A 19,033-nucleotide genomic window follows, 5' to 3' on the forward strand; every position below is an offset into this window, starting at 1 on the left:
CGGGAGTCCGGAGCGACTCCCGTTACGGGAGCCTTCCGGATTCCTGAAGCCGCAGCCTCTTTATCTGTCCGTATCTCGTTTTCAGTGAGGAGCGGAGTGACTTACATCATGCCGCCCATTCCGCCCATTCCGCCGCCGGCCGGCATTGCCGGAGCCGCAGGAGCGTCTTCCTTGATGTCCACAATTCCTGCCTCTGTCGTCAGCAGCATCGCAGATGCGGACGCAGCGTTCTGAATTGCAGATCTCGTAACCTTGGCAGGATCGACGATGCCTGCCGCGATCATGTCCACATATTCCTCTGTCGCAGCGTTGAAGCCATATCCTGCCTTCTGCTTCTTGACCTCGGCCACAACGACACTTCCCTCGAAGCCGGCGTTCTCGGCAATCTGTCTGACCGGCTCCTCCAGAGCTCTGACAATAATCTGTCCGCCGGTCTTCTCGTCGCCTTCCAGTCCTTCAACATAGTCCGCGACTGCCGGAATAGTGCTGCACAGAGCGACGCCGCCGCCGGAGACGATGCCCTCCTCAACTGCGGCCTTTGTCGCATTCAGAGCATCCTCAATTCTCAGTTTTCTCTCCTTCAGTTCGGTTTCTGTAGCTGCGCCGACCTTGATGACAGCTACGCCGCCGCTGAGCTTCGCCAGTCTCTCCTGCAGCTTCTCTCTGTCAAAGTCAGAATCAGATTCCTCAACCTGTGCCTTGATGGAGTTCACTCTCGCGTCGATCGCGGATTTCTCGCCCGCGCCGTTCACGATTGTGGTGTTGTCTTTGTCAACCTTGACGGTTCCTGCCTGCCCCAGCATATCCACTGTGGCTTCCTTCAGATCGTAGCCGACCTCCTCGCTGATTACCGTACCGCCGGTGAGAACAGCGATGTCTTCCAGCATGGCCTTTCTCCTGTCACCGAAGCCCGGAGCCTTGACTGCCACAACATCGATCGTTCCGCGCAGCTTGTTGACCACCAGAGTCGCCAGAGCTTCGCCCTCAACATCCTCCGCGATGACCAGCAGCTTTCTGCCCATCTTGACGATCTGCTCCAGCAGCGGCAGCAGATCCTGAATGTTGGAAATCTTCTTGTCCGTAATCAGGATATACGGGTTCTCAAGAACAGCTTCCATCTTTTCAGTGTCGCTTACCATATACGGAGACAGATATCCTCTGTCAAACTGCATACCTTCCACAACGTCCAGTGTTGTTCCCAGTGATTTGGATTCTTCAACTGTGATGACGCCGTCCTTGCCGACCTTTTCCATTGCCTCCGCAATCAGCCCGCCAATCTCGGTATCGCCTGCGGAAACGGATGCGACCTGCGCGATGCTTTCCTTGGTCTCTACCGGCTTGGACACCTTCTTGATTTCCTCGACCGCTTTGTCTACCGCGCCCTGGATTCCTCTCTTCAGAACCATCGGGTTCGCACCGGCAGCCAGATTCTTGAAGCCCTCTCTGATAATCGCCTGCGCCAGCAGAGTTGCTGTGGTCGTTCCGTCGCCTGCGACATCATTCGTCTTGGTGGCGACTTCCTTCACCAGCTGTGCTCCCATGTTCTCCACGGAATCCTCCAGCTCGATTTCTCTTGCGATGGTAACGCCGTCGTTGGTGATCAGCGGCGATCCGTAGGATTTGTTAATCAGAACGTTTCTGCCCTTGGGGCCCAGTGTGATTTTAACTGTATCCGCAAGCTTGTCTACGCCGGCCTGCAGTTTTCTTCTCGCGTCTTCTCCGTAAAATACTTCTTTAGCCATTTTTTCGTACCCCCTGTAATTACTCTACGACCGCCAGAATGTCTCCCTGGCTCATAATCGTGTACTCTTCGCCTTCATACTTAACGTCAGTTCCCGCATATTTGGAAAAGACGACCTTGTCTCCGGCCTTCAGTTCCATTTCCTCGTCCTTGGTTCCGGGGCCCACCGCGACGACTTCAGCCATCTGCGGCTTTTCCTGCGCGGAACTCGTCAGGATGATGCCGCCCTCGGTCTTTTCCTCAGCCTCGAGCTTCTTGATTACGACTCTGCTTCCCAGCGGTTTGATGCCAAAACTCATTTTCCTTACCTCCATTTATATTATTTCTATTGTTTACGATTCTGTTAGCACTCACTTTATACGAGTGCTAACCAACAGTTATATTGTATGACCTGGCGCACTTAATGTCAATCTTTTTTTGAAAAAAAATAAAAAAATCACAGGCTCCTCATATAGTAGAACAGATACTGCTGAGCAAACCCTCCGAATTCCCCGAATTCTGCGGTCGCAAACGCTTTCATGCCCTTCACATCCTCTTCACGGAAGCCGTAGAGCTCGTGCATGACCCGGCGCACCCAGACGTCTATGGGGAAGCTGTCATACCTTTTCATTCCGAACAGCAAAATACAATTCGCCACCTTCGGGCCTACGCCGCTGAGGGACAAAACCTGCTCCGCCGTCTGCGGCAGGCCCTGCTCCGCCACCTGCCTTGCCGTTTCGATGACATACCGTGCGCGGTAGCCCAGCCGCGCCGGCGCGAGGTCCTCCGGCTCCAGCGCCGCCAGCGCCCGGGCACTCGGAAAGTCCGCATATTGGTCCCCGGCCGGCCCGGCATTCTGCCCGGATGCTCGCAGACATTCCTGTCCGGGCGCCCGCTGTCCCGCCTGTCCGGGCGCCCGCCGGTTCTCCCCGCCCTCCGGCGCTGCCTCGGCCAGCCGGCATAGACGCTCAATACAGCCCTTGATTCTCGGAATATTGTTGTTCTGCGAAATAATAAAGGAAACGATAACCTCCCAGAGATCCTGCCGGAGGATCCGGATGCCGGAGCCCCATTCACAGGCCCTGGCCATCACCGGGTCTTTTTCGGACAGAATTTCTTTAATCCGGCCGTAGTCCCGGTCCAGATCCAGATACGGCCGCCAGATTGTGTCAAACTCTTCCTTTGTACAGGGAGTGACGGTGAGGGAATCTCCCCGCTGCTCCATCGTCACGCGACGGCCCATAGCCATGCCCGAATAAATGCCGGGCCCCGTTTTGTTCCAGCGAAAACACTGGCCACAGTCGAAGATGTGGTCAAGCTGAAAGTCTTTCAGATTTCTGATTGTATAACTGTTCATCGTTTCCTCTCACTCTGGATGAGATCCGGCAGGCACCGGCTGCTCGCGGGTCTTAGATATCGGCCGCTCGTAGGTCTCGAATGCCGGCCGCGGTCTCGGCTGCTCGCGAGTTCTGTGTACGGGCCGCTCGCGGACTGCGGCTTCCCGGCGTCTCAGCGGTTTATGACCTTGTAAAGCTCATCGGCGCGGGGAGGGGCAATCTCCGATTCCTGTCCCTGCGGATCGATCTGGGTGATGCCGTGCTCCGCGCCGCAGATTTTTCCGATGATGGCAGACTTGATGTTCACATCGATTTTATGGTATTCCGTCACAATCTTATACGCCTTCGACGGGGGTGCGACGATCAGCATGCATCCGCTGGAAATCAGCCGCAGCGGGTCGATTCCGTAATGGGCGGCGATTTTCTCTGTCACCGGATCCACATGGATGGCCTCCAGCTCTACCTCGGCGCCCAGCCCGGAAATATGGCACATCTCCCAGACAGCTCCCAGGATCCCGCCTTCCGTCACATCATGCATACCCGACGTGCCGATGCGGCCGGCCGTAACGCCGTCTTTCACCACGCTGACGTCCCGGATCATGCCCTGTGCCCTCCGCAGCTCCTGCGGCGTCAGAACGCCGGTCAGTTCCTCCGCTCTTTCCGTGGCGATGATTCCGGTTCCTTCCAGTCCCGCGCTTTTTGTCATCAGAATCATATCTCCCGGCCGCATATTCCGGGCGCTGGCCGATTCTCCCGCGATTCCCCGGCCGAAAGCGGTAGAGACGATTACAGGCTGATTCACTGCGGGGGTAACCTCTGTGTGACCGCCGATGATTTCAACGCCGGCTTCTTCTGCCGCGGTTCCGGCCTGCGTCATGATGGTCTGCACATCGCTTTCCGTCGTTCCCACCGGCAGCATCACCGCCAGAGTGATTCCGAGGGGTTCAATCCCGTTGCTGGCCACGTCGTTGCAGGAGATGTGAATCGCCAGGCGCCCGATGTTCTTTACGTCCGCGGTAATCGGATCGGTGGACACCACGCATTCATATTCCCCGTAATCGATTACGGCGCAGTCCTCTCCGATTCCGGCCCGGGTTTTCACCTCCGGCCGACGGTATCTGATTTTATCGATTACAATACGCTGCAGAACGTCGCTGTCCAGCTTGCCGATTTTCAGTTCAGCCATTGGTGATCTCTCCTTCCGCGATCCATTTCCGGACCGTATCTTCATTGATAATCGGAACGCCCAGTTCATGAGCCTTCCTGTTTTTCCCTGACGTGGAATTCACATTGTTATTAATCAGCCAGGACGTTTTGCCGCTGACGGAGCCGGCTACCTTCCCGCCGGCCTTCTCGATTTCCGCCTTCAGCGCATCCCGGTTCTCATAATACTCCAGCGAGCCGGTGATCACAAAAGTCATGCCCTGAAAGACCTCGCCCCGGGTTTCCTCTGTTTCATCCAGAACGAGAACCTCCAGCAGATCTTCAAGAATCTTCTTTTTCTCCGGATTCTGAAAAAAGGAGACATAGGCCTGTGCCATGATTTCGCCGACGCCGTCGATGGCCGTCAGTTCCTCTATTGTCATGGACTGGATCTTTTTCCAGTTACTGTGGGCCGCCCGGGCGATCAGTCCGGCGTTCGCTGCACCGATTCCCGGAATTCCGAGGGCGTAGAGAAGCCTCTCCGGCGTGGTTCTTCGAGCCCGCTCCGCGGAGGCCGTCAGATTCTCGAAAGATTTTTCTCCGAAGCCCTCCATCTCCGTTATCTCCGTGCGGTACCGGTCCAGCCGGAAGAGATCCGAGAATTCCCGGACAAGTCCTCTGGAAATCAGCTTCTCCAGCGTGGCTTCGCTGAGCCCCTCAATGTTCATCGCGTTCCGGGACACAAAGTGACTGAAGCTTTTAAGCTGCTTGGCGGGACACTGCGGGTTCGTACAGTACAGAGTGCTGACCCCGCTGTCGCTGCGGATCTCAGTCCGCCCGCCGCATACGGGACAGACCTCCGGAACCGCGATGCTGTCGCTTCCCGTCAGATTTTCAGAGATCTGCGGGATAATCATATTTGCCTTATACACCCTGATCCTGTCCCCGACGCCCAGCTTCAGTTCCCGCATGATGCTGATGTTGTGAACAGAAGCCCGGGAAACCGTGGTCCCCTCCAGCTCGACCGGGTCGAAGACCGCCACCGGATTGATGAGACCTGTGCGCGAGGCGCTCCACTCAATTTCCCGAAGAACCGTTTCCTCCTGCTGATCCTCCCATTTGAAGGCGATGGAATCCCGCGGAAATTTCGCGGTGGTTCCCAGCGACCGCCCGTATTCGATGTCATCATAAATCAGCACCAGACCGTCGGATGGAAAATCGTTGGTCTTAACCTGTTCCTCGAACCGGTCGATGGTTTCCGGAAGGTTCGTCTTATCCACATGACGGTACTCCACCACGTCGAAGCCCTGTGAGGCGAGCCACTCCAGCTGTCCGGACCGGGTCCCGCCAAAATTCACATTTTCCGCCTCCACCAGTGAGAACGCGATGAACCGCACGTTCCGGCTCCGGGTGACAGAGGGATCAAGCTGCCGCACAGAACCGCTGCAGAGATTGCGCGGGTTCTTGTATTTCGCATCCGCATCGCCTATCTGCGAATTGATTCTCCGGAACTCTGAATAGGTGATGATTGCCTCTCCCCGCAGCACCAGTCTTCCGCGGTACGGCACATTCACCGGAACGTTGGCGAAGACGCGGGCGTTTCCTGTGACCACCTCGCCGATTTCCCCGTTTCCGCGGGTCAGCGCCTTGACCAGTTCTCCGTTTTCGTAGGTCAGCACGATGGTCAGTCCGTCCAGCTTCCAGGACAGGAGTCCATGCTGATCTCCCAGCCATTCCGCCAGCTCCTGCCGGCTCTTTGTTTTGTCCAGAGAAAGCATCCTGGACGGATGACGTTCCCGGGGAAGCTCCGACAAAACCTCGTACCCGACGTTCCGGGTCGGACTGTTGGCGAATACAATTCCGGTCTCCCGTTCCAGCTCCCTCAGCTCATCGTAAAGCCGGTCGTATTCGATGTTCGGCATGATTTCAATCCCGTCCTGATAATACGCCTTTGCCGCCCGGTTCAAAATATCGATTTTTTCTCTGATTTCCTGTTTTCTGTCTTTCATTGCTCTGTATGTTCTTCAGATCTTCTTCAGCGGGGCCACGCCCAGCGCAAGCTTCTTGACGCCGGCTCCGTCAAACGCCACCGTAACGATTGTATCTGTAGCCTCCAGCACCATGCCTTCTCCGAATTTTCCGTGGCTCACCCGGTCGCCCGGCGCGAAGCTCTCCGTGTTCTCCATTGCATTCTGCCGCGTGCTGTACCGGGCGTATTTCAGTGCGTCAAAGGGTTTATAAGGCTTCGCGGCGTATCCGTCCCGGCTTCCCGTGGAAACTCCCAGACTGGAATCTCCGGTCTTTCTCTGATAAACCGCGTCTCCTTCAATGAGACGCCGGTCCAGCTCCCGAAGGAACTGTGACTCCCTCGTATATTCCGTTCTCCCGTAGCGGGTGCGTTCCTCAGCGCTGGACAGGAACAGAAGCTCCTTTGCTCTCGTCATGCCAACATAGCAGAGACGCCGCTCCTCCTCCATTCCCGAAGGGTCGTCAAAGGCTTTGTTCCCCGGAAAGAGACCGTCCTCAAGTCCCGGCAGAAAGACCACCGGAAACTCAAGCCCCTTGGCACTGTGCATCGTCATCAGCGTCACCGTGTCCTGATGCTCGTCATAGTTATCCACCTCAGCCGCAAGTGTAAGCTGCTCCATGAACTCCTCGATGGAGGGATTTTCGGTTCCCTTTTCATAATCGTAAATTACCGATTTGAACTCCATCAGGTTCTCAATCCGTCCTTCCGACTCGACGGTGCCGGTCTCCTCCAGTGCGGGAAGATATCCGGTTTTCGTAAGCAGCAGGTCATAGATGTCGGAAACCTTCAGGTTCGTCCGTTCCTGCCGGCAGAGGTTCAGGCAGTCCGTCAGCTCCCGTACCCGGTCATACGCCTTGCCCGGCAGCGTGTCCTGCACCTCAGGATCGCTGAGCGCCTCCAGCAGACTTTTGTTCTTCACAGCGGCGAAGCCCATGACCTTCTCCACGGTTTTGTCGCCCATGCCGCGCTTCGGCTCATTCACGATGCGCCGCATTGACAGGTCATCCTTCGGATTGACCACAAGCCGCATATAGCACATGATGTCCTTGATTTCCTTCCGGTCATAGTAACGCATGCCGGACAAAATGCGGTACGGGATTCCATCCCGGGAAAGAGCGCTCTCAAAAAGCCGTGACTGGGCGTTGGTCCGGTACAGAATCGCGAAATCCGTCAGCGGCCGGCCGGCGCGGTTCATATATCCGATCTGCCGGGCCACATACGCCGCCTCCTCATGGTCATTATTCGCCCTGTAATAGCGAAGCTTCTCGCCGCTGTCACGGTCCGTCCACAGCTTCTTGCTCTTTCGGCCGCGGTTGTTGCGGATTACCGAATACGCCGCGTCCAGAATGTTCCCCTTGCTCCGGTAGTTCTGCTCCAGCTTGATGACCTTCGCCTCCGGAAAATCCGATTCAAAGTCCAGGATGTTCCGGATATCCGCCCCGCGCCACTGGTAAATGCACTGGTCGTCGTCCCCGACCACGCACAGATTGTGGTGCCGGTCCGCCAGCTGGCGGATCAGCCGGTACTGAATATGGTTCGTATCCTGATACTCGTCCACCATGATATACTGAAAACGCTCCTGGTAACGCAGCAGAATCTCCTCATTCCGCTCAAAGAGCTTCACGGTGTTCAGCAGAATATCGTCAAAGTCCATCGCGTTGTTCTGCCTCAGCCGCTTCTGATACTCTCTGTACACCAGGTAAATCGCCTTTGTTTTATAATTATTCTCCATTGTCTCCCGGTACTGCTCCGGATCCACGCCCTTCTCCTTCTGGTCGCTGATCACCGCCAGCAGATACTGCGGCGCGAATTCCCGGTCGCTGATCCCGTTTTCCTTCAGGATGTTTTTCACCAGGGTCTTCTGATCAGTGCCGTCGTAGATGACAAAGTTCGGCTCATACCCCGCTTCCTCCGGATAGACCCGCAGAATGCGAAGGCACATGGCGTGAAAGGTCATGATCCACATGGATCCCGCCCGGTCTCCCGCCAGATCCTCCACTCGCTCCCGCATTTCCCTGGCGGCCTTGTTGGTAAAGGTCACCGCCAGTATGCTGTACGGAGAAATCCCCTCTTCAAGCATATGAGCGATACGGTGGGTCATGGTGCTTGTCTTGCCGGAACCCGCGCCCGCCAGAATCAGCAGCGGTCCCTCCAGCTGACGCACCGCCTCCTGCTGCCTGGAATTCAGATTTTCAAAACTCATTCGTTACTCTCCATTCATTTGTCTGCCTGATGCGTGAACAGACACTTACTATTCTATCACATTTACTCTGTCTTTGCTCTGCCTTTAGCACAAAAAAAGAGCCGGAGCGCCTCCGCGATGCTCCGGCGGCGCTCCTCGCCTCTCTCTTATTCTGTCGATGCATTCTGCCGCCGCTGCGCCTGCGGCGTATTTATCTACTCCTTTGTGTAATTGACGGTGTAGTGCCACTTGATTACATCGCCATTCTTCAGCTTGTATTTGGAGCAGGTGTAATTCGGCGTGACTCCGTTCACGTAGTACAGCCAGCCGCTGTTCTTGCCGCCGTCGAATTCCGCGAGATGACCGATGGAACTGATATACACGCCGTCATAAGCGCCCGCGTCCTTCTTGATGTACGCGATGCCGCGGGATCTGCAGACGGACTTCAGCGCGTCGTAAACGGTTTCACCACTCTTGAACTGATACTTTGTGGCTGACAGAATGACGCCGCTTGAAGGAATATTTTTTTTCTTGGCGGGGTCCTTCAGCCGGGACATATCATTTGCAAGATCCCTGCATTCGATGCTGATGGTCACGGATTTTGCAGCCGAGGCAGCTGCAGACGATGAGCTGCCGTTTTTCTTGGCCGCTTCTGCCTTCTTCTCCTTAACCAGTTTCCGGTAGTTCTCCAGAGCCGCGGTCAGAACCTCTTTGTTCTCCACGATCTCCTTCTGGTCTTTGCTGAGCTTGTCATACGCCTTTTTCGCCTTCTGAATGGCGTCCTTGCTGTCCAGCGTCACCTTGTCCGGATCGCCGATCGCAGCGATCAGCTCGTCCACCTTTTTCACGGCGGCCTTGTCTTTCTTTTCCTTCGAGGACGCTGATTTCTTCTCCGTCGTACCGGAATCGGACGCGGTCTGAGTCTCCGCGGATTCCTGCGCCGCTGTCGCCTTCGCCTTCTCCGCCCGGGCGCTTTTAATGCTCAGACCGAAAACCGCCGAGGTTGCCGCAAGTGCGACAATCACGAGAACAGCGATCGTCCTGATTTTCCTTCTCTTTGCCTTTCTCAACAGTTCATCTTCCATAACTCTTCCCCTTTCTAACATTCCTGCGCTTTCCGATTCTTTCCTGCTACAGCAAACGAGGCAGGGTGACGGGGCCTGCCTCAAAATGAAAAAAGAATGAAAAGCAATTGGGGCTCCCCGTAATCCGCACTATCCTCAGATAGTATAAAGGACTGTGGTTCTGCCCACAGCCCGTATTCGCTGATGCATATGTTTCTACCATCGGTTCACCGCCGATTAGAAACGCTTTCGCGCAGGTCTCCTGGCTTATGGATCATCGCCGGCCGCGCCTTCCCGGTTTCCCAGTGGCATCCTGCGACACAGCTCTCCAACTACAGTGGCGGGACCGCTCAGGCGTTCAACCTGATTCCCTCTTAGCTTCCGTGTGGAAGAACGCGAAACGCATTTTCAATTGCACCTTAATTGTATCGGATATTTCCCCTTTCGTCAAGAGGAAATTCCATCACTGCTTCAGCAGCCAGGCGACGCTCTCGTCGCACTCCCTGCTCTCTATGGTCAGTGTCGCAGAGGGATCGCAGTAATCGTCGATTGCCGCCAGGATTTCCTTCATGTTCAGGCTTCCCGAGGTAAGAGGTCTGTGCTGGTCGCTGCTTCCGTCGTTATTATGAAGATGGAAGTGCCCAAGCCGGGGGCCCATAATCCGGATCCAGTCCGTGACGCTGTACTCAGGCTCTGTCACCACATTGGCGTGACCCACATCAAGACAGAGCTTCACACGCGGATCGTCTATCTGCGATACAATTTCCGTCAGCGACTCCGGCTCTGAATCCAGCACATTCTCAATGTAAAGGGTGAAGTCCTCCGGCTTGTCCTCCATAAATCTGCTCCAGAATTTCACTGACTGCTTCACGTGCCAGACCGGGAAATAAATCAGCGGAATAAATCCGGAATGCACTACCAGACGTTTCAGCCCCAGCCGCCGGCAGCCTTCGTAGGCCTGCTCGAAGCGTTTCATGGCGAGATCCACAAAGAGCGGGTCGATAGACTGCGGACAGAGTTCGGTGAAGGGACCGTGAACAATCGCGCCGCGCTCGTCCGAAACGCCGCATTCCTTCATTTCCTTCTGCATCGCGGCTATCGTCCGGTCGATTTTGTCCTCATCCAGAGTCTGAGAAATGCAGAACTGGTTGAATTCAATGCCGATACCGTATTTTTTTATCACCTTCAGCGCGTCGTCGGAAAACGTCGCCAGAAAAATCTGCCTCTCCATATCGTCACCTGTAAATCCCGTATTTGATCTTGATTCTTTCCAGCTTCCTGATAAACATATCTCCGAAAAAGAAGATGAACACCGCGGCGCCGCCGGCGTGAACCGCATCGTAGGGTGCTCCGGAGATATAGAGAATCCGCAGCGTGTTCAGGCTCACCGGCCGCCCGCCCGGCATGGCGGCTGAGGTCACCATCGCGCAGATATTCATGATTCCGCCGTACACGATGAATGTCACAAAGAAGGTGAACAGAGCCATGGTCAGTCCGTCCACGGAGAGTCGTTTCCGCTGCACCAGCAGACCTCCCAGCAGACCGGCCACCCCGAACGCGTAAAGCCGCCAGCCGAAAAATGTCTGGTCTTTTCCCGGCCAGATCAGATAGCAGATATAGGCCGCCGCCAGCGCAAAGGCGATGCAGAGTACCGGCCCCATCACCATCCGCAGGCTTCGCGAGGCAAGCTCGTCACGGAATCCCCGATCCCGGATCTCCTCGTAGTTTACTTTGTTGAAGGCGAGCCCCGCCAGGAATCCCAACAGCCCCCAGCAGAACATCTGCCACGGCGTCCATGGTCCCTGCCCCATATAAAAGTTGCAGACGAACCGCGCCAGTGCGCCGATCAGGAAACCCGCCTCCGGTCCCAGCGAAATTCCGGAGATGATTATCATGGCCGTCCCCGCCTGAATCGGAACAGTCAGATGAAAGAAGAGGTGAATCACAACAGTCAGAGCTGCCATCATCGCGATCAGGACGATCTCCCGGGCCTTGGGCTTTCGCCGTTCGAACACCATGAAAAACGGAATCATCGTATAGATCACAATCAGGATGCTGCCAACCATATACAGATCCGAGCCCAGCAGGAAGCTTCCTCCCAGCACGGTAACAGGAATTACGCCGAGAATCAGAAATGCGGAAACGGCGGTGCGTTTTCTGGCCGCGGCCTCATACTGAGTCAGATCGAATCCCCGACGCATTTCGCCACCTCCTCCCATGTGACAGCTTCAGGGAAGTAATCCCGCGCCATGCGGTTCGCCGTCGTCGTATAGAAATTGTTTCCCGGAAAGAACTCCTTCGGCGGTCCGGCCGACACGATTCCTCCGTCGAAAAACATAGCGCAGCAGTCGCCGTATTCCGCGCAGAACTCGATGTCATGAGACACCATGAACAAAGTCCTGCCCGCATCGGTCAGCTTCTTCAGAACCTTCGCAAGGGCGATTTTAAAGAAAGGGTCCAGACCCTTGGTGGCCTCGTCCAGAAGAATCACATCCGGATCCACCAGCAGAACCTTCCCAAGCGCCAGTCGCTGCTGCTCACCTCCTGACAGGTCGTAGGGATGTGCCTTCCGGAGATGTTCGATCTCCATGAGCCGGAGCATATCCACAACCTTCTTCACTTTTTCCCCGTCTGTACCTTTTTCGTCATGCAGGGCCTCCAGCAGCTCGTCCTCCACGCAGATCTCTGTGAACAGCGCCTGCGGGTTCTGGGGCAGCATAGCCAGACGGCCGTTCACCTCAATTTTTCCGCGCTGAGGCTTTACAATCCCGGCGATTGCCTTCAGCGTTGTGCTCTTTCCTACGCCGTTTCCGCCGAGGATACAAAAGAGCTGCCCCTTCTCCACATCCATCGTCAGTCCCCGAAGGACATCCTGGGAGTTCCGGTCGTAACGATACCAGACATTTTCCATATGGATTGCCGGATCCTTGATTTTCCGCGGTTTCTCTTCCTTCCCGGTTCCCTTCTGCCAGAGAGGGATCCCTTTTTCCGGTTCCTTCCCGGCCCGGCGCATCTCCTCATCGATCCAGAGTCTTCCTTCACGGATGGTCAGCGGACTCTCGCCCTCTCCGCCTGCGGAATAGAAAATCCGGGTCACTGAAGGAAGCCCGTAGAACATGGGATGGCGGCTGCCGCCTCCGTTACCGGACATCAGCCGTCCGATGCGCCGGGGATCGTCATATGCGATGATTCTTCCCCGATCCATGACCAGGACTTTGTCGGCCATGGTAAACGCCTCCTCCAGACGATGCTCCGAAAGGATAACGGTAGTTCCGAGATCCCGGTTGATTTTGTAAATCGTTCGCAGGAACTCTGACGCGGCGATAGGATCCAGCTGCGAGGTCGGTTCGTCCAGGACCAGAAGTTTCGGCTGCATGGCCATGATCGACGCGAGGTTCAGCAGCTGTTTCTGCCCGCCGGACAGCTGGCTCACGTCTCTGCGGAACCAGGCCTGGATCCCGAAATAACTGGCCATCTCAGCCACGCGGCGTTTGATGGTCCGATTGTCCAGCCCCAGGCTTTCCAGTCCGAACGCCAGCTCGTGCCAGACCTTGTCCGTGACGATCTGATTGTCCGGGTTCTGCTGCACAAAGCCGATTTCGGACGCGTTTCTGCGATCGTCCAGCGCGGAAATCTCGGTACCTCCGTAGGTGACCGAGCCCTCTCTTCTTCCATAGGGAATAAGGTTTTTCTTCATGTGCCGCAGCAGCGTCGTCTTGCCGCAGCCGGATTTTCCGCATATTACAATAAACTCCGACGGATGCACCTCAAAGGTCACGCGGTCCAGCGCAGGACTGTCAGAGAGCGGATATGAAAATGTTACATTGCCAAACCGGATCGTTTCCATCGGACCTCCCCACTGATATCGATAAGAATCGGCAGCGCCAGAAGCAGCACATAGGCGCCCAGCGTCAGCCCCGTCATCAGGTCGAACCGGCGAAGCACATACTCCGGGTAGAACCAGACGGTCGTTTTTCCCATAACCGCGCCCGCTATGACGACGACGCCAAGACCGCACATCACAAGCAGAAGCAGCAGATCTCTCTTTGTGAACCGATAAAGATGGAAGCTGGTGCGCCCCCGCAGGCCGTAGCCTCTGGCCTCCATGGAATCCGCACTCTCAATGGAGGACTCCAGCGACCACGAGACGAGGATGGAAAGTTCCTTCCCGAACTGCCGGATCCGTGCGGCTCTGCTCTTCTTCTGATTTCCGGTCAAGCAGGCCTGCCCCATGCGGATCTCCGCGAAACGGTCCTTCAGGAGCGGCACATAGCGGAATATCATGGACAAAGTCAGACCCAGCACGGGCGCGGCCCGCCCGAAGATGAAAATGAGCTTGTCCGCGCTCATGACCACATTGAAGCTGACAAACCAGATGATCACTGACACCAGCATTACCGCGGCACTGAGTCCGAAGATGAACGCCTCCATCGTGATTGCGTTGTCGTTGAGATAAAAGAGCACGGTGACGCCTTCATGAGTAAAAAGAACATTGATCACCGCCATCAGCACCAGCGTCCAGAAGCTGAAAATCAGGTTCAGCTTCACGGTTCCGCGTCCCTTCAGCAGGACAGAGTACGTCCATGACAGCACAAAGGTCGCCGCCAGGAACCACGGCGACAGCGAAAACATCGTTATTCCAATGGCCAGTATGTAATAGATAAGATTAACCCAGGGATGAAGCCCTGAAAACTCGGAACTTTCACCGATTCCGTCTTTAAACATGCATTTCCTTTCTTCCGTCACCCGCCGGCGCCGCTGAATATCTGCAATATCCGGCGCTCATCAAGTCCGACGGGACTCAATGAACCGGCACTGTTTATCTTACTACACATCTCCGTGTTCTGTCAATTTCCTCCGCTTGACGATTCTATCCGGAATTGATATAGTAGAAATCACATGGAGGTTTATTATGACAGACAAAGAAATCAAAGAGCTGCTGGAGAAAAAGTTTACCTTTTTCCAGCATAAAGAATGTGAATTTTTCCCCTGCCACAATACAAGCAGGCCGGAGAAGTTCAACTGCCTCTTCTGCTACTGTCCGCTTTACGCCCTGGGCTCGGAATGCGGAGGAAATTTCAGGTACACGGAAAACGGGTTCAAGGACTGCAGCGGATGCATGTTCCCGCACGTTCACGAGAACTATCCGAAGATACTGGACAAATATGATCAGATTGTCCGGATCGCATCCGAGCACCGGGAGCAGCAGGCTGAACCGGAGAAAAGCGAATCGCAGGAATGACACCCGGGTGAATATGCAGGGTGCACCCGATGCACCCTGCGCGTTCGATGCTCCGACGTCTCCGGTGCGCCCGCATACCCGGCGCCCCCCGCACATTCGGCTCACATTCAGCGTGCCTGCCAATCCTGAAAAAAGGACCGCCGCAACCGCAGCAGTCCTTTTCTTTGTCTTCTTATTCAGCTCTCTCCGCCGCCATACCGCGCTATAGCGCGTTATACCAGCTCGAGGAATACCATCTCGGCCGCATCGCCTCTGCGGGGACCCAGCTTCAGGATTCTGGTGTATCCGCCGTTTCTGTCTGCATACCTGGGTCCGATTTCCTCGAACAGCTTGGTCACAACAGACTCATCGTAAATGTAGCTCAGCACCTGTCTCCTTGCGTGGAGATCGCCGCGCTTCGCCAGAGTGATGAGTTTTTCGGCTTCTCTTCTGGCTTCCTTGGCTCTGGTGTCAGTCGTGGAGATCCTCTCTTCTCTGAACAGGTCAGTCACGAGATTTCTCAGCATCGCCTTCCTGTGAGCCGAATTTCTGCCCAGTTTTCTATATCCCGGCATCTCTATGCTCCTTTCTTCTAACTACTCGTCGCTGGGTTTCAGACTGAGACCCAGTTCTTCCAGCTTATTCTTAACCTCATCCAGAGATTTCTTGCCGAGGTTTCTGACCTTCATCATATCCTCCTCGGTACGCTCCGTCAATTCCTCCACGGTATTGATGGAAGCTCTCTTCAGACAGTTGAAGGAACGAACGGAAAGTTCCAGTTCCTCGATTGTCATCTCCAGAGCCTTCTCCTTCTGATCCTCCTCCTTCTCGATCATGATCTCCAGGCTGTCTGCCGTATCATCCAGCTGGATGAAGAGATTCAGATGCTCCTGCATGATCTTGGCGCCGATGGACACGCCTTCCTCCGGCGTGATGGAACCGTCCGTCCAGATTTCCAGAACCAGCCGGTCATAGTCTGTAACCTGTCCGACTCTGGTGTTCTCCACGGTGAAGTTCACCCTACGCACCGGAGTATAGATGGAGTCTACCGGGATGACTGAAATCGGAGTGTTCTCCGTTTTGTTCATCTCCGCCGGAACGTATCCGCGCCCCCGGGCCATGTTGATCTCCATGACCAGAGCCGCGTCCTCCTCCAGTGTCGCGATGTGAAGATCCGGATTGAAGATCTCCATCTCGGTATCGCCGATGATATCGGCCGCCGTCACTTCCTTCGGACCCACCGCATTGATGATCACTCTCTTCGTCTCATCACCGGTGAGCTTGACCGCCAGCTTCTTCAGATTCAGAATAATCTCCGTAACGTCTTCCTTGACGCCGGGAATCGTTGAGAATTCATGAAGGATACCGTCAATCTTCACGGAGGTGACTGCCGCGCCCGGCAGCGAGCTGAGAAGAATTCTTCTCATGCAGTTGCCCAGCGTCGTGCCGTAGCCTCTTTCCAGCGGCTCAACCACAAATTTGCCGTAGGTGCCGTCTTCGCTGATTTCCTTTGATATCGTTGGTTTTTCGATTTCTATCATGAATCAAAACCTCCTATTAATTCCAGTTGCAGTAACATCAGGTTATGCTTTATTTGGAATACAACTCGACGATCAGATGTTCAGCGATCGGCGTATCGATGTCGGCTCTCGTCGGCAGTGCAACCACTTTGCCCTCCAGCTTTTCGGTATCGACCGTCAGCCAGGAAGGTACAGTAATCTGCATGTCCTTGATTTCCTTGAATTTCGGTGAGCTCTGGCTCTTTTCCTTCACCTTGATCACGTCTCCGGCCTTGACCTCCAGACCCGGAGAATTGACCTTCTTGCCGTTCAGGGTGAAGTGGCTATGTACGATCAGCTGTCTCGCTTCCTTTCTGGAGGAAGCCAGTCCCAGTCTGTAAACCACATTATCCAGTCTGCTCTCCAGCAGGATCAGCAGGTTGTCACCGGTAACTCCCTTTCTGGAGGCTGCTTTCTCAAACAGGTTTCTGAACTGCGTCTCCTGCAGTCCGTAAAATCTCTTGGCCTTCTGCTTTTCTCTCAGCTGCAGTCCGTATTCTGACGTTTTCTTTCTGCCCTGACCATGCTGTCCGGGAGCGTAATTCTTTCTCTCAAGCGCGCACTTTGCTCCGTAGCATCTGTCGCCCTTCAGGAAAAGCTTCTGACCTTCTCTTCTGCAAAGCCTGCAGTTAGCGGCTGTATATCTTGCCATATGTTCTTACTCCTCCCTTCTAATCAGACTCTTCTTCTCTTCGGCGGACGGCATCCGTTATGCGGAATCGGCGTGATGTCCTTGATCATCGTGATCTGAAGGCCTGCCGCCTGCAGCGCACGAATCGCCGCTTCTCTTCCGGATCCCGGTCCCTTTACGTAAACTTCAACGGTTTTGAGACCGTGCTCCATCGCGGCCTTCGTCGCTTCCTCCGCGGCCATCTGCGCCGCGAACGGAGTGGATTTCTTGGAGCCCTTGAAGCCCAGCGAACCCGCGCTGGACCAGGACAGTGCGTTTCCGTCCATATCGGTCAGCGTAACCAGTGTATTGTTAAAGGTGGACTGGATATGAGCCTGGCCTTTTTCCACATTCTTACGCTGGATTTTCTTTCTTCTGACGTTTTTCTTTCCTGCCTTAGCCATATTAGCGTCCTCCTTCCTTCTTCTTTCTTCCTACTGTTTTCTTCGGACCCTTGCGCGTTCTCGCGTTGGTCTTGGTCTTCTGTCCTCTGACAGGCAGACCTCTTCTATGTCTGATTCCTCTGTAGCTTCCGATCTCCATCAGACGCTTGATGTTCATGGAAGTCTCTCTTCTCAGATCACCCTCGACCATGTAATCGTTATCGATGATCCTTCTGATCTTTCCTGCTTCCTCCTCGGTCAGATCCTTCACTCTCGTGTCAGGATTCACTCCCGCCTTCTCAAGGATGTTCTTCGCTGATGTTCTGCCAATTCCGTAGATGTAGGTCAACCCGATCTCTACTCTTTTGTCTCTTGGTAAATCGACACCGGCTATACGTGCCATACGTTTCCTCCTTCTCCTATCTTCCGTCACAAATCCAGGGTGATATAGACAGGCGTTCTGAAAAAAATTTATATGCTCCCGCGATCCTGGCACCGCGGGCTTTGTGTACAAAACCAGGTTCCCAGGGTTTCATCCGGCCTGAGCGGCCGCGACAATCCTAACCCTGTCTCTGCTTGTGCTTCGGATTCTCACAGATCACCATGAGCTTGCCGTGTCTTTTAATGACCTTGCACTTTTCACAGATCGGTTTTACTGAAGCTCTTACTTTCATTTTAAAACCTCCGTTCGCTTATGTTCCTCGGTATTTCCGGTATGAAACATATCAGAATTAATTTCCTTTATCTCTCCAGATGATTCTTCCACGAGTCAGATCATACGGTGAAAGCTCCACCTTTACTTTGTCACCCGGCAGAATTCGGATATAGTTCATCCGGATTTTTCCGGAGATATGCGCGAGTACCTCGAAACCGTTTTCCAGCTTAACGCGGAACATTGCGTTTGGCTGGGCTTCCACAACAGTTCCGATCGCTTCTATGACGTCCTTTTTCGCCATGATTTACACCTCTCTTCAAATCGTGAGTATATCAGGTTCACCATCGGTGATTGCCACGGTATTCTCATAGTGTGCGGCCCATCCGCCATCTTCTGTAACGACAGTCCAGTTGTTCAGCAGCGTCTCCGTTTCATAGGAGCCCTGCACGATCATCGGCTCGATGGCCAGCGTCATGCCCTTCTGCAGCCGCGGCCCCTTTCCGGCTTTCCCGTAATTGGGAATCGGCGGGTCCTCGTGCATTTCACTTCCGATGCCGTGACCAGTATAGTCCCGGATCACGCCGAATCCTTCGCCTTCAACGATTTCCTGGATCCTGTGGGAGATATCATGGAGTCGGCAGCCTTCCTTCGCAAAGCGGATTCCTTCAAAGAAGGCCCGCTCTGCGGTATCGATCAGGCGCTGCGCCTCGTCGCTGATTCTGCCGACGCCGAAGGTTCTGCAGGAATCTGCCATATAATGCTCGTATTCCACGACCAGATCCACGCTGACGATATCCCCTTCGTTCAGCACTCTGTCCTTACTGGGGATTCCATGAACGACCTCCTCGTTCACTGAGGTGCATACATTGGCGGGAAATCCGCAGTATCCTTTTTCTGACGCGATCATTCCATGACTTTTCACAGCCTCTTCCACGTAACGGTCGATGTCCATCGTCGTGGTTCCCGGCCGGATGAACTGTTTCAGACCTTCAAAGATCTCCAGATTCACTTTTCCGGCCGTCCGCATCAGTTCGATTTCTTCTGGTGATTTCAAGACGATCATGCTATTA

20 protein-coding genes and 1 riboswitch are annotated in these 19,033 nt (G+C 54.8%); of the genes, 1 reads left to right on the top strand and 19 read right to left on the bottom strand.

What is annotated here, in order from left to right:
- Window positions 1-101: 101 nt before the first annotated feature.
- From groL to BHK98_RS06155, 11 genes are all read right to left on the bottom strand, one after another.
- A complete protein-coding gene (groL, locus tag BHK98_RS06105) occupies window positions 102-1,742 on the bottom strand; it encodes a chaperonin GroEL (RefSeq protein ID WP_075712657.1) in 1,641 nt (546 codons plus the stop codon).
- A 19-nt stretch (window positions 1,743-1,761) separates the two neighbouring features.
- The gene (locus BHK98_RS06110) at window positions 1,762-2,040 is read right to left on the bottom strand and encodes a co-chaperone GroES (RefSeq protein WP_075712658.1); all 279 of its coding nucleotides are present in this window, start codon (window positions 2,038-2,040) and stop codon (window positions 1,762-1,764) included.
- Between the two features lie 137 nt (window positions 2,041-2,177).
- Window positions 2,178-3,077 carry a DNA-3-methyladenine glycosylase family protein gene (locus tag BHK98_RS06115; RefSeq protein WP_075712659.1) on the bottom strand — a complete coding sequence of 300 codons (900 nt, stop codon included), beginning with the start codon at window positions 3,075-3,077 and terminating at the stop codon, window positions 2,178-2,180.
- 152 nt (window positions 3,078-3,229) lie between these two features.
- Window positions 3,230-4,243, bottom strand: a complete 1,014-nt coding sequence (locus BHK98_RS06120; RefSeq protein ID WP_083628073.1) for an AIR synthase family protein — start codon at window positions 4,241-4,243, stop codon at window positions 3,230-3,232.
- The gene (gene ligA / locus BHK98_RS06125; protein WP_075712660.1) at window positions 4,236-6,209 is read right to left on the bottom strand and encodes an NAD-dependent DNA ligase LigA; all 1,974 of its coding nucleotides are present in this window, start codon (window positions 6,207-6,209) and stop codon (window positions 4,236-4,238) included. Before ligA ends, BHK98_RS06120 begins: the two co-directional genes overlap by 8 nt.
- Before the next feature lie 15 nt (window positions 6,210-6,224).
- Window positions 6,225-8,432, bottom strand: a complete 2,208-nt coding sequence (locus BHK98_RS06130) for an ATP-dependent helicase (RefSeq protein ID WP_075712661.1) — start codon at window positions 8,430-8,432, stop codon at window positions 6,225-6,227.
- Window positions 8,433-8,626: 194 nt separating this feature from the next.
- Complete coding sequence (locus BHK98_RS06135; protein WP_075712662.1) at window positions 8,627-9,496, bottom strand: DUF4430 domain-containing protein; 870 nt, start codon at window positions 9,494-9,496, stop codon at window positions 8,627-8,629.
- A 214-nt stretch (window positions 9,497-9,710) separates the two neighbouring features.
- A riboswitch (cobalamin riboswitch) is annotated at window positions 9,711-9,889 on the bottom strand.
- Window positions 9,890-9,938: 49 nt separating this feature from the next.
- The gene (locus tag BHK98_RS06140) at window positions 9,939-10,706 is read right to left on the bottom strand and encodes a sugar phosphate isomerase/epimerase family protein (RefSeq protein WP_075712663.1); all 768 of its coding nucleotides are present in this window, start codon (window positions 10,704-10,706) and stop codon (window positions 9,939-9,941) included.
- 4 nt (window positions 10,707-10,710) lie between these two features.
- Entirely contained in the window at window positions 10,711-11,676 is a 966-nt protein-coding gene (locus tag BHK98_RS06145; protein WP_075712664.1) for an ECF transporter S component, read from the bottom strand.
- Entirely contained in the window at window positions 11,655-13,322 is a 1,668-nt protein-coding gene (locus BHK98_RS06150; protein ID WP_075712665.1) for an ABC transporter ATP-binding protein, read from the bottom strand. The genes BHK98_RS06145 and BHK98_RS06150 overlap by 22 nt, the downstream gene beginning before the upstream one ends.
- Window positions 13,295-14,200 (bottom strand): energy-coupling factor transporter transmembrane component T, encoded by a 906-nt coding sequence (locus tag BHK98_RS06155; protein WP_075712666.1) that lies wholly within the window; start codon window positions 14,198-14,200, stop codon window positions 13,295-13,297. The genes BHK98_RS06150 and BHK98_RS06155 overlap by 28 nt, the downstream gene beginning before the upstream one ends.
- A gap of 187 nt (window positions 14,201-14,387) precedes the next feature.
- On the opposite strand from BHK98_RS06155, the gene BHK98_RS06160 reads away from it, so the two are divergent.
- Entirely contained in the window at window positions 14,388-14,717 is a 330-nt protein-coding gene (locus BHK98_RS06160) for a cysteine-rich small domain-containing protein (RefSeq protein WP_075712667.1), read from the top strand.
- A gap of 212 nt (window positions 14,718-14,929) precedes the next feature.
- Here BHK98_RS06160 and rplQ read toward each other — a convergent pair whose 3' ends face one another.
- From rplQ to map, 8 genes are all read right to left on the bottom strand, one after another.
- Window positions 14,930-15,271 carry a 50S ribosomal protein L17 gene (gene rplQ / locus BHK98_RS06165; RefSeq protein WP_075712668.1) on the bottom strand — a complete coding sequence of 114 codons (342 nt, stop codon included), beginning with the start codon at window positions 15,269-15,271 and terminating at the stop codon, window positions 14,930-14,932.
- A 21-nt stretch (window positions 15,272-15,292) separates the two neighbouring features.
- Complete coding sequence (locus BHK98_RS06170) at window positions 15,293-16,237, bottom strand: DNA-directed RNA polymerase subunit alpha (RefSeq protein ID WP_075712669.1); 945 nt, start codon at window positions 16,235-16,237, stop codon at window positions 15,293-15,295.
- A gap of 49 nt (window positions 16,238-16,286) precedes the next feature.
- Window positions 16,287-16,907, bottom strand: a complete 621-nt coding sequence (gene rpsD / locus BHK98_RS06175; RefSeq protein ID WP_075712670.1) for a 30S ribosomal protein S4 — start codon at window positions 16,905-16,907, stop codon at window positions 16,287-16,289.
- 23 nt (window positions 16,908-16,930) lie between these two features.
- Entirely contained in the window at window positions 16,931-17,329 is a 399-nt protein-coding gene (gene rpsK, locus BHK98_RS06180; protein ID WP_075712671.1) for a 30S ribosomal protein S11, read from the bottom strand.
- 1 nt (window position 17,330) lies between these two features.
- On the bottom strand, window positions 17,331-17,711 hold the full coding sequence (gene rpsM / locus BHK98_RS06185) for a 30S ribosomal protein S13 (protein ID WP_075712672.1): 381 nt from the start codon (window positions 17,709-17,711) through the stop codon (window positions 17,331-17,333).
- A gap of 157 nt (window positions 17,712-17,868) precedes the next feature.
- Complete coding sequence (gene rpmJ, locus BHK98_RS06190; protein ID WP_075712673.1) at window positions 17,869-17,982, bottom strand: 50S ribosomal protein L36; 114 nt, start codon at window positions 17,980-17,982, stop codon at window positions 17,869-17,871.
- A 57-nt stretch (window positions 17,983-18,039) separates the two neighbouring features.
- A complete protein-coding gene (gene infA / locus BHK98_RS06195) occupies window positions 18,040-18,264 on the bottom strand; it encodes a translation initiation factor IF-1 (protein WP_075712674.1) in 225 nt (74 codons plus the stop codon).
- Window positions 18,265-18,279: 15 nt separating this feature from the next.
- On the bottom strand, window positions 18,280-19,026 hold the full coding sequence (map, locus tag BHK98_RS06200) for a type I methionyl aminopeptidase (protein WP_075712675.1): 747 nt from the start codon (window positions 19,024-19,026) through the stop codon (window positions 18,280-18,282).
- Window positions 19,027-19,033: the final 7 nt, after the last annotated feature.

Origin of the sequence: Hornefia porci (assembly GCF_001940235.1) — a bacterium.
GTDB lineage: Bacteria > Bacillota > Clostridia > Peptostreptococcales > Anaerovoracaceae > Aminicella > Aminicella porci.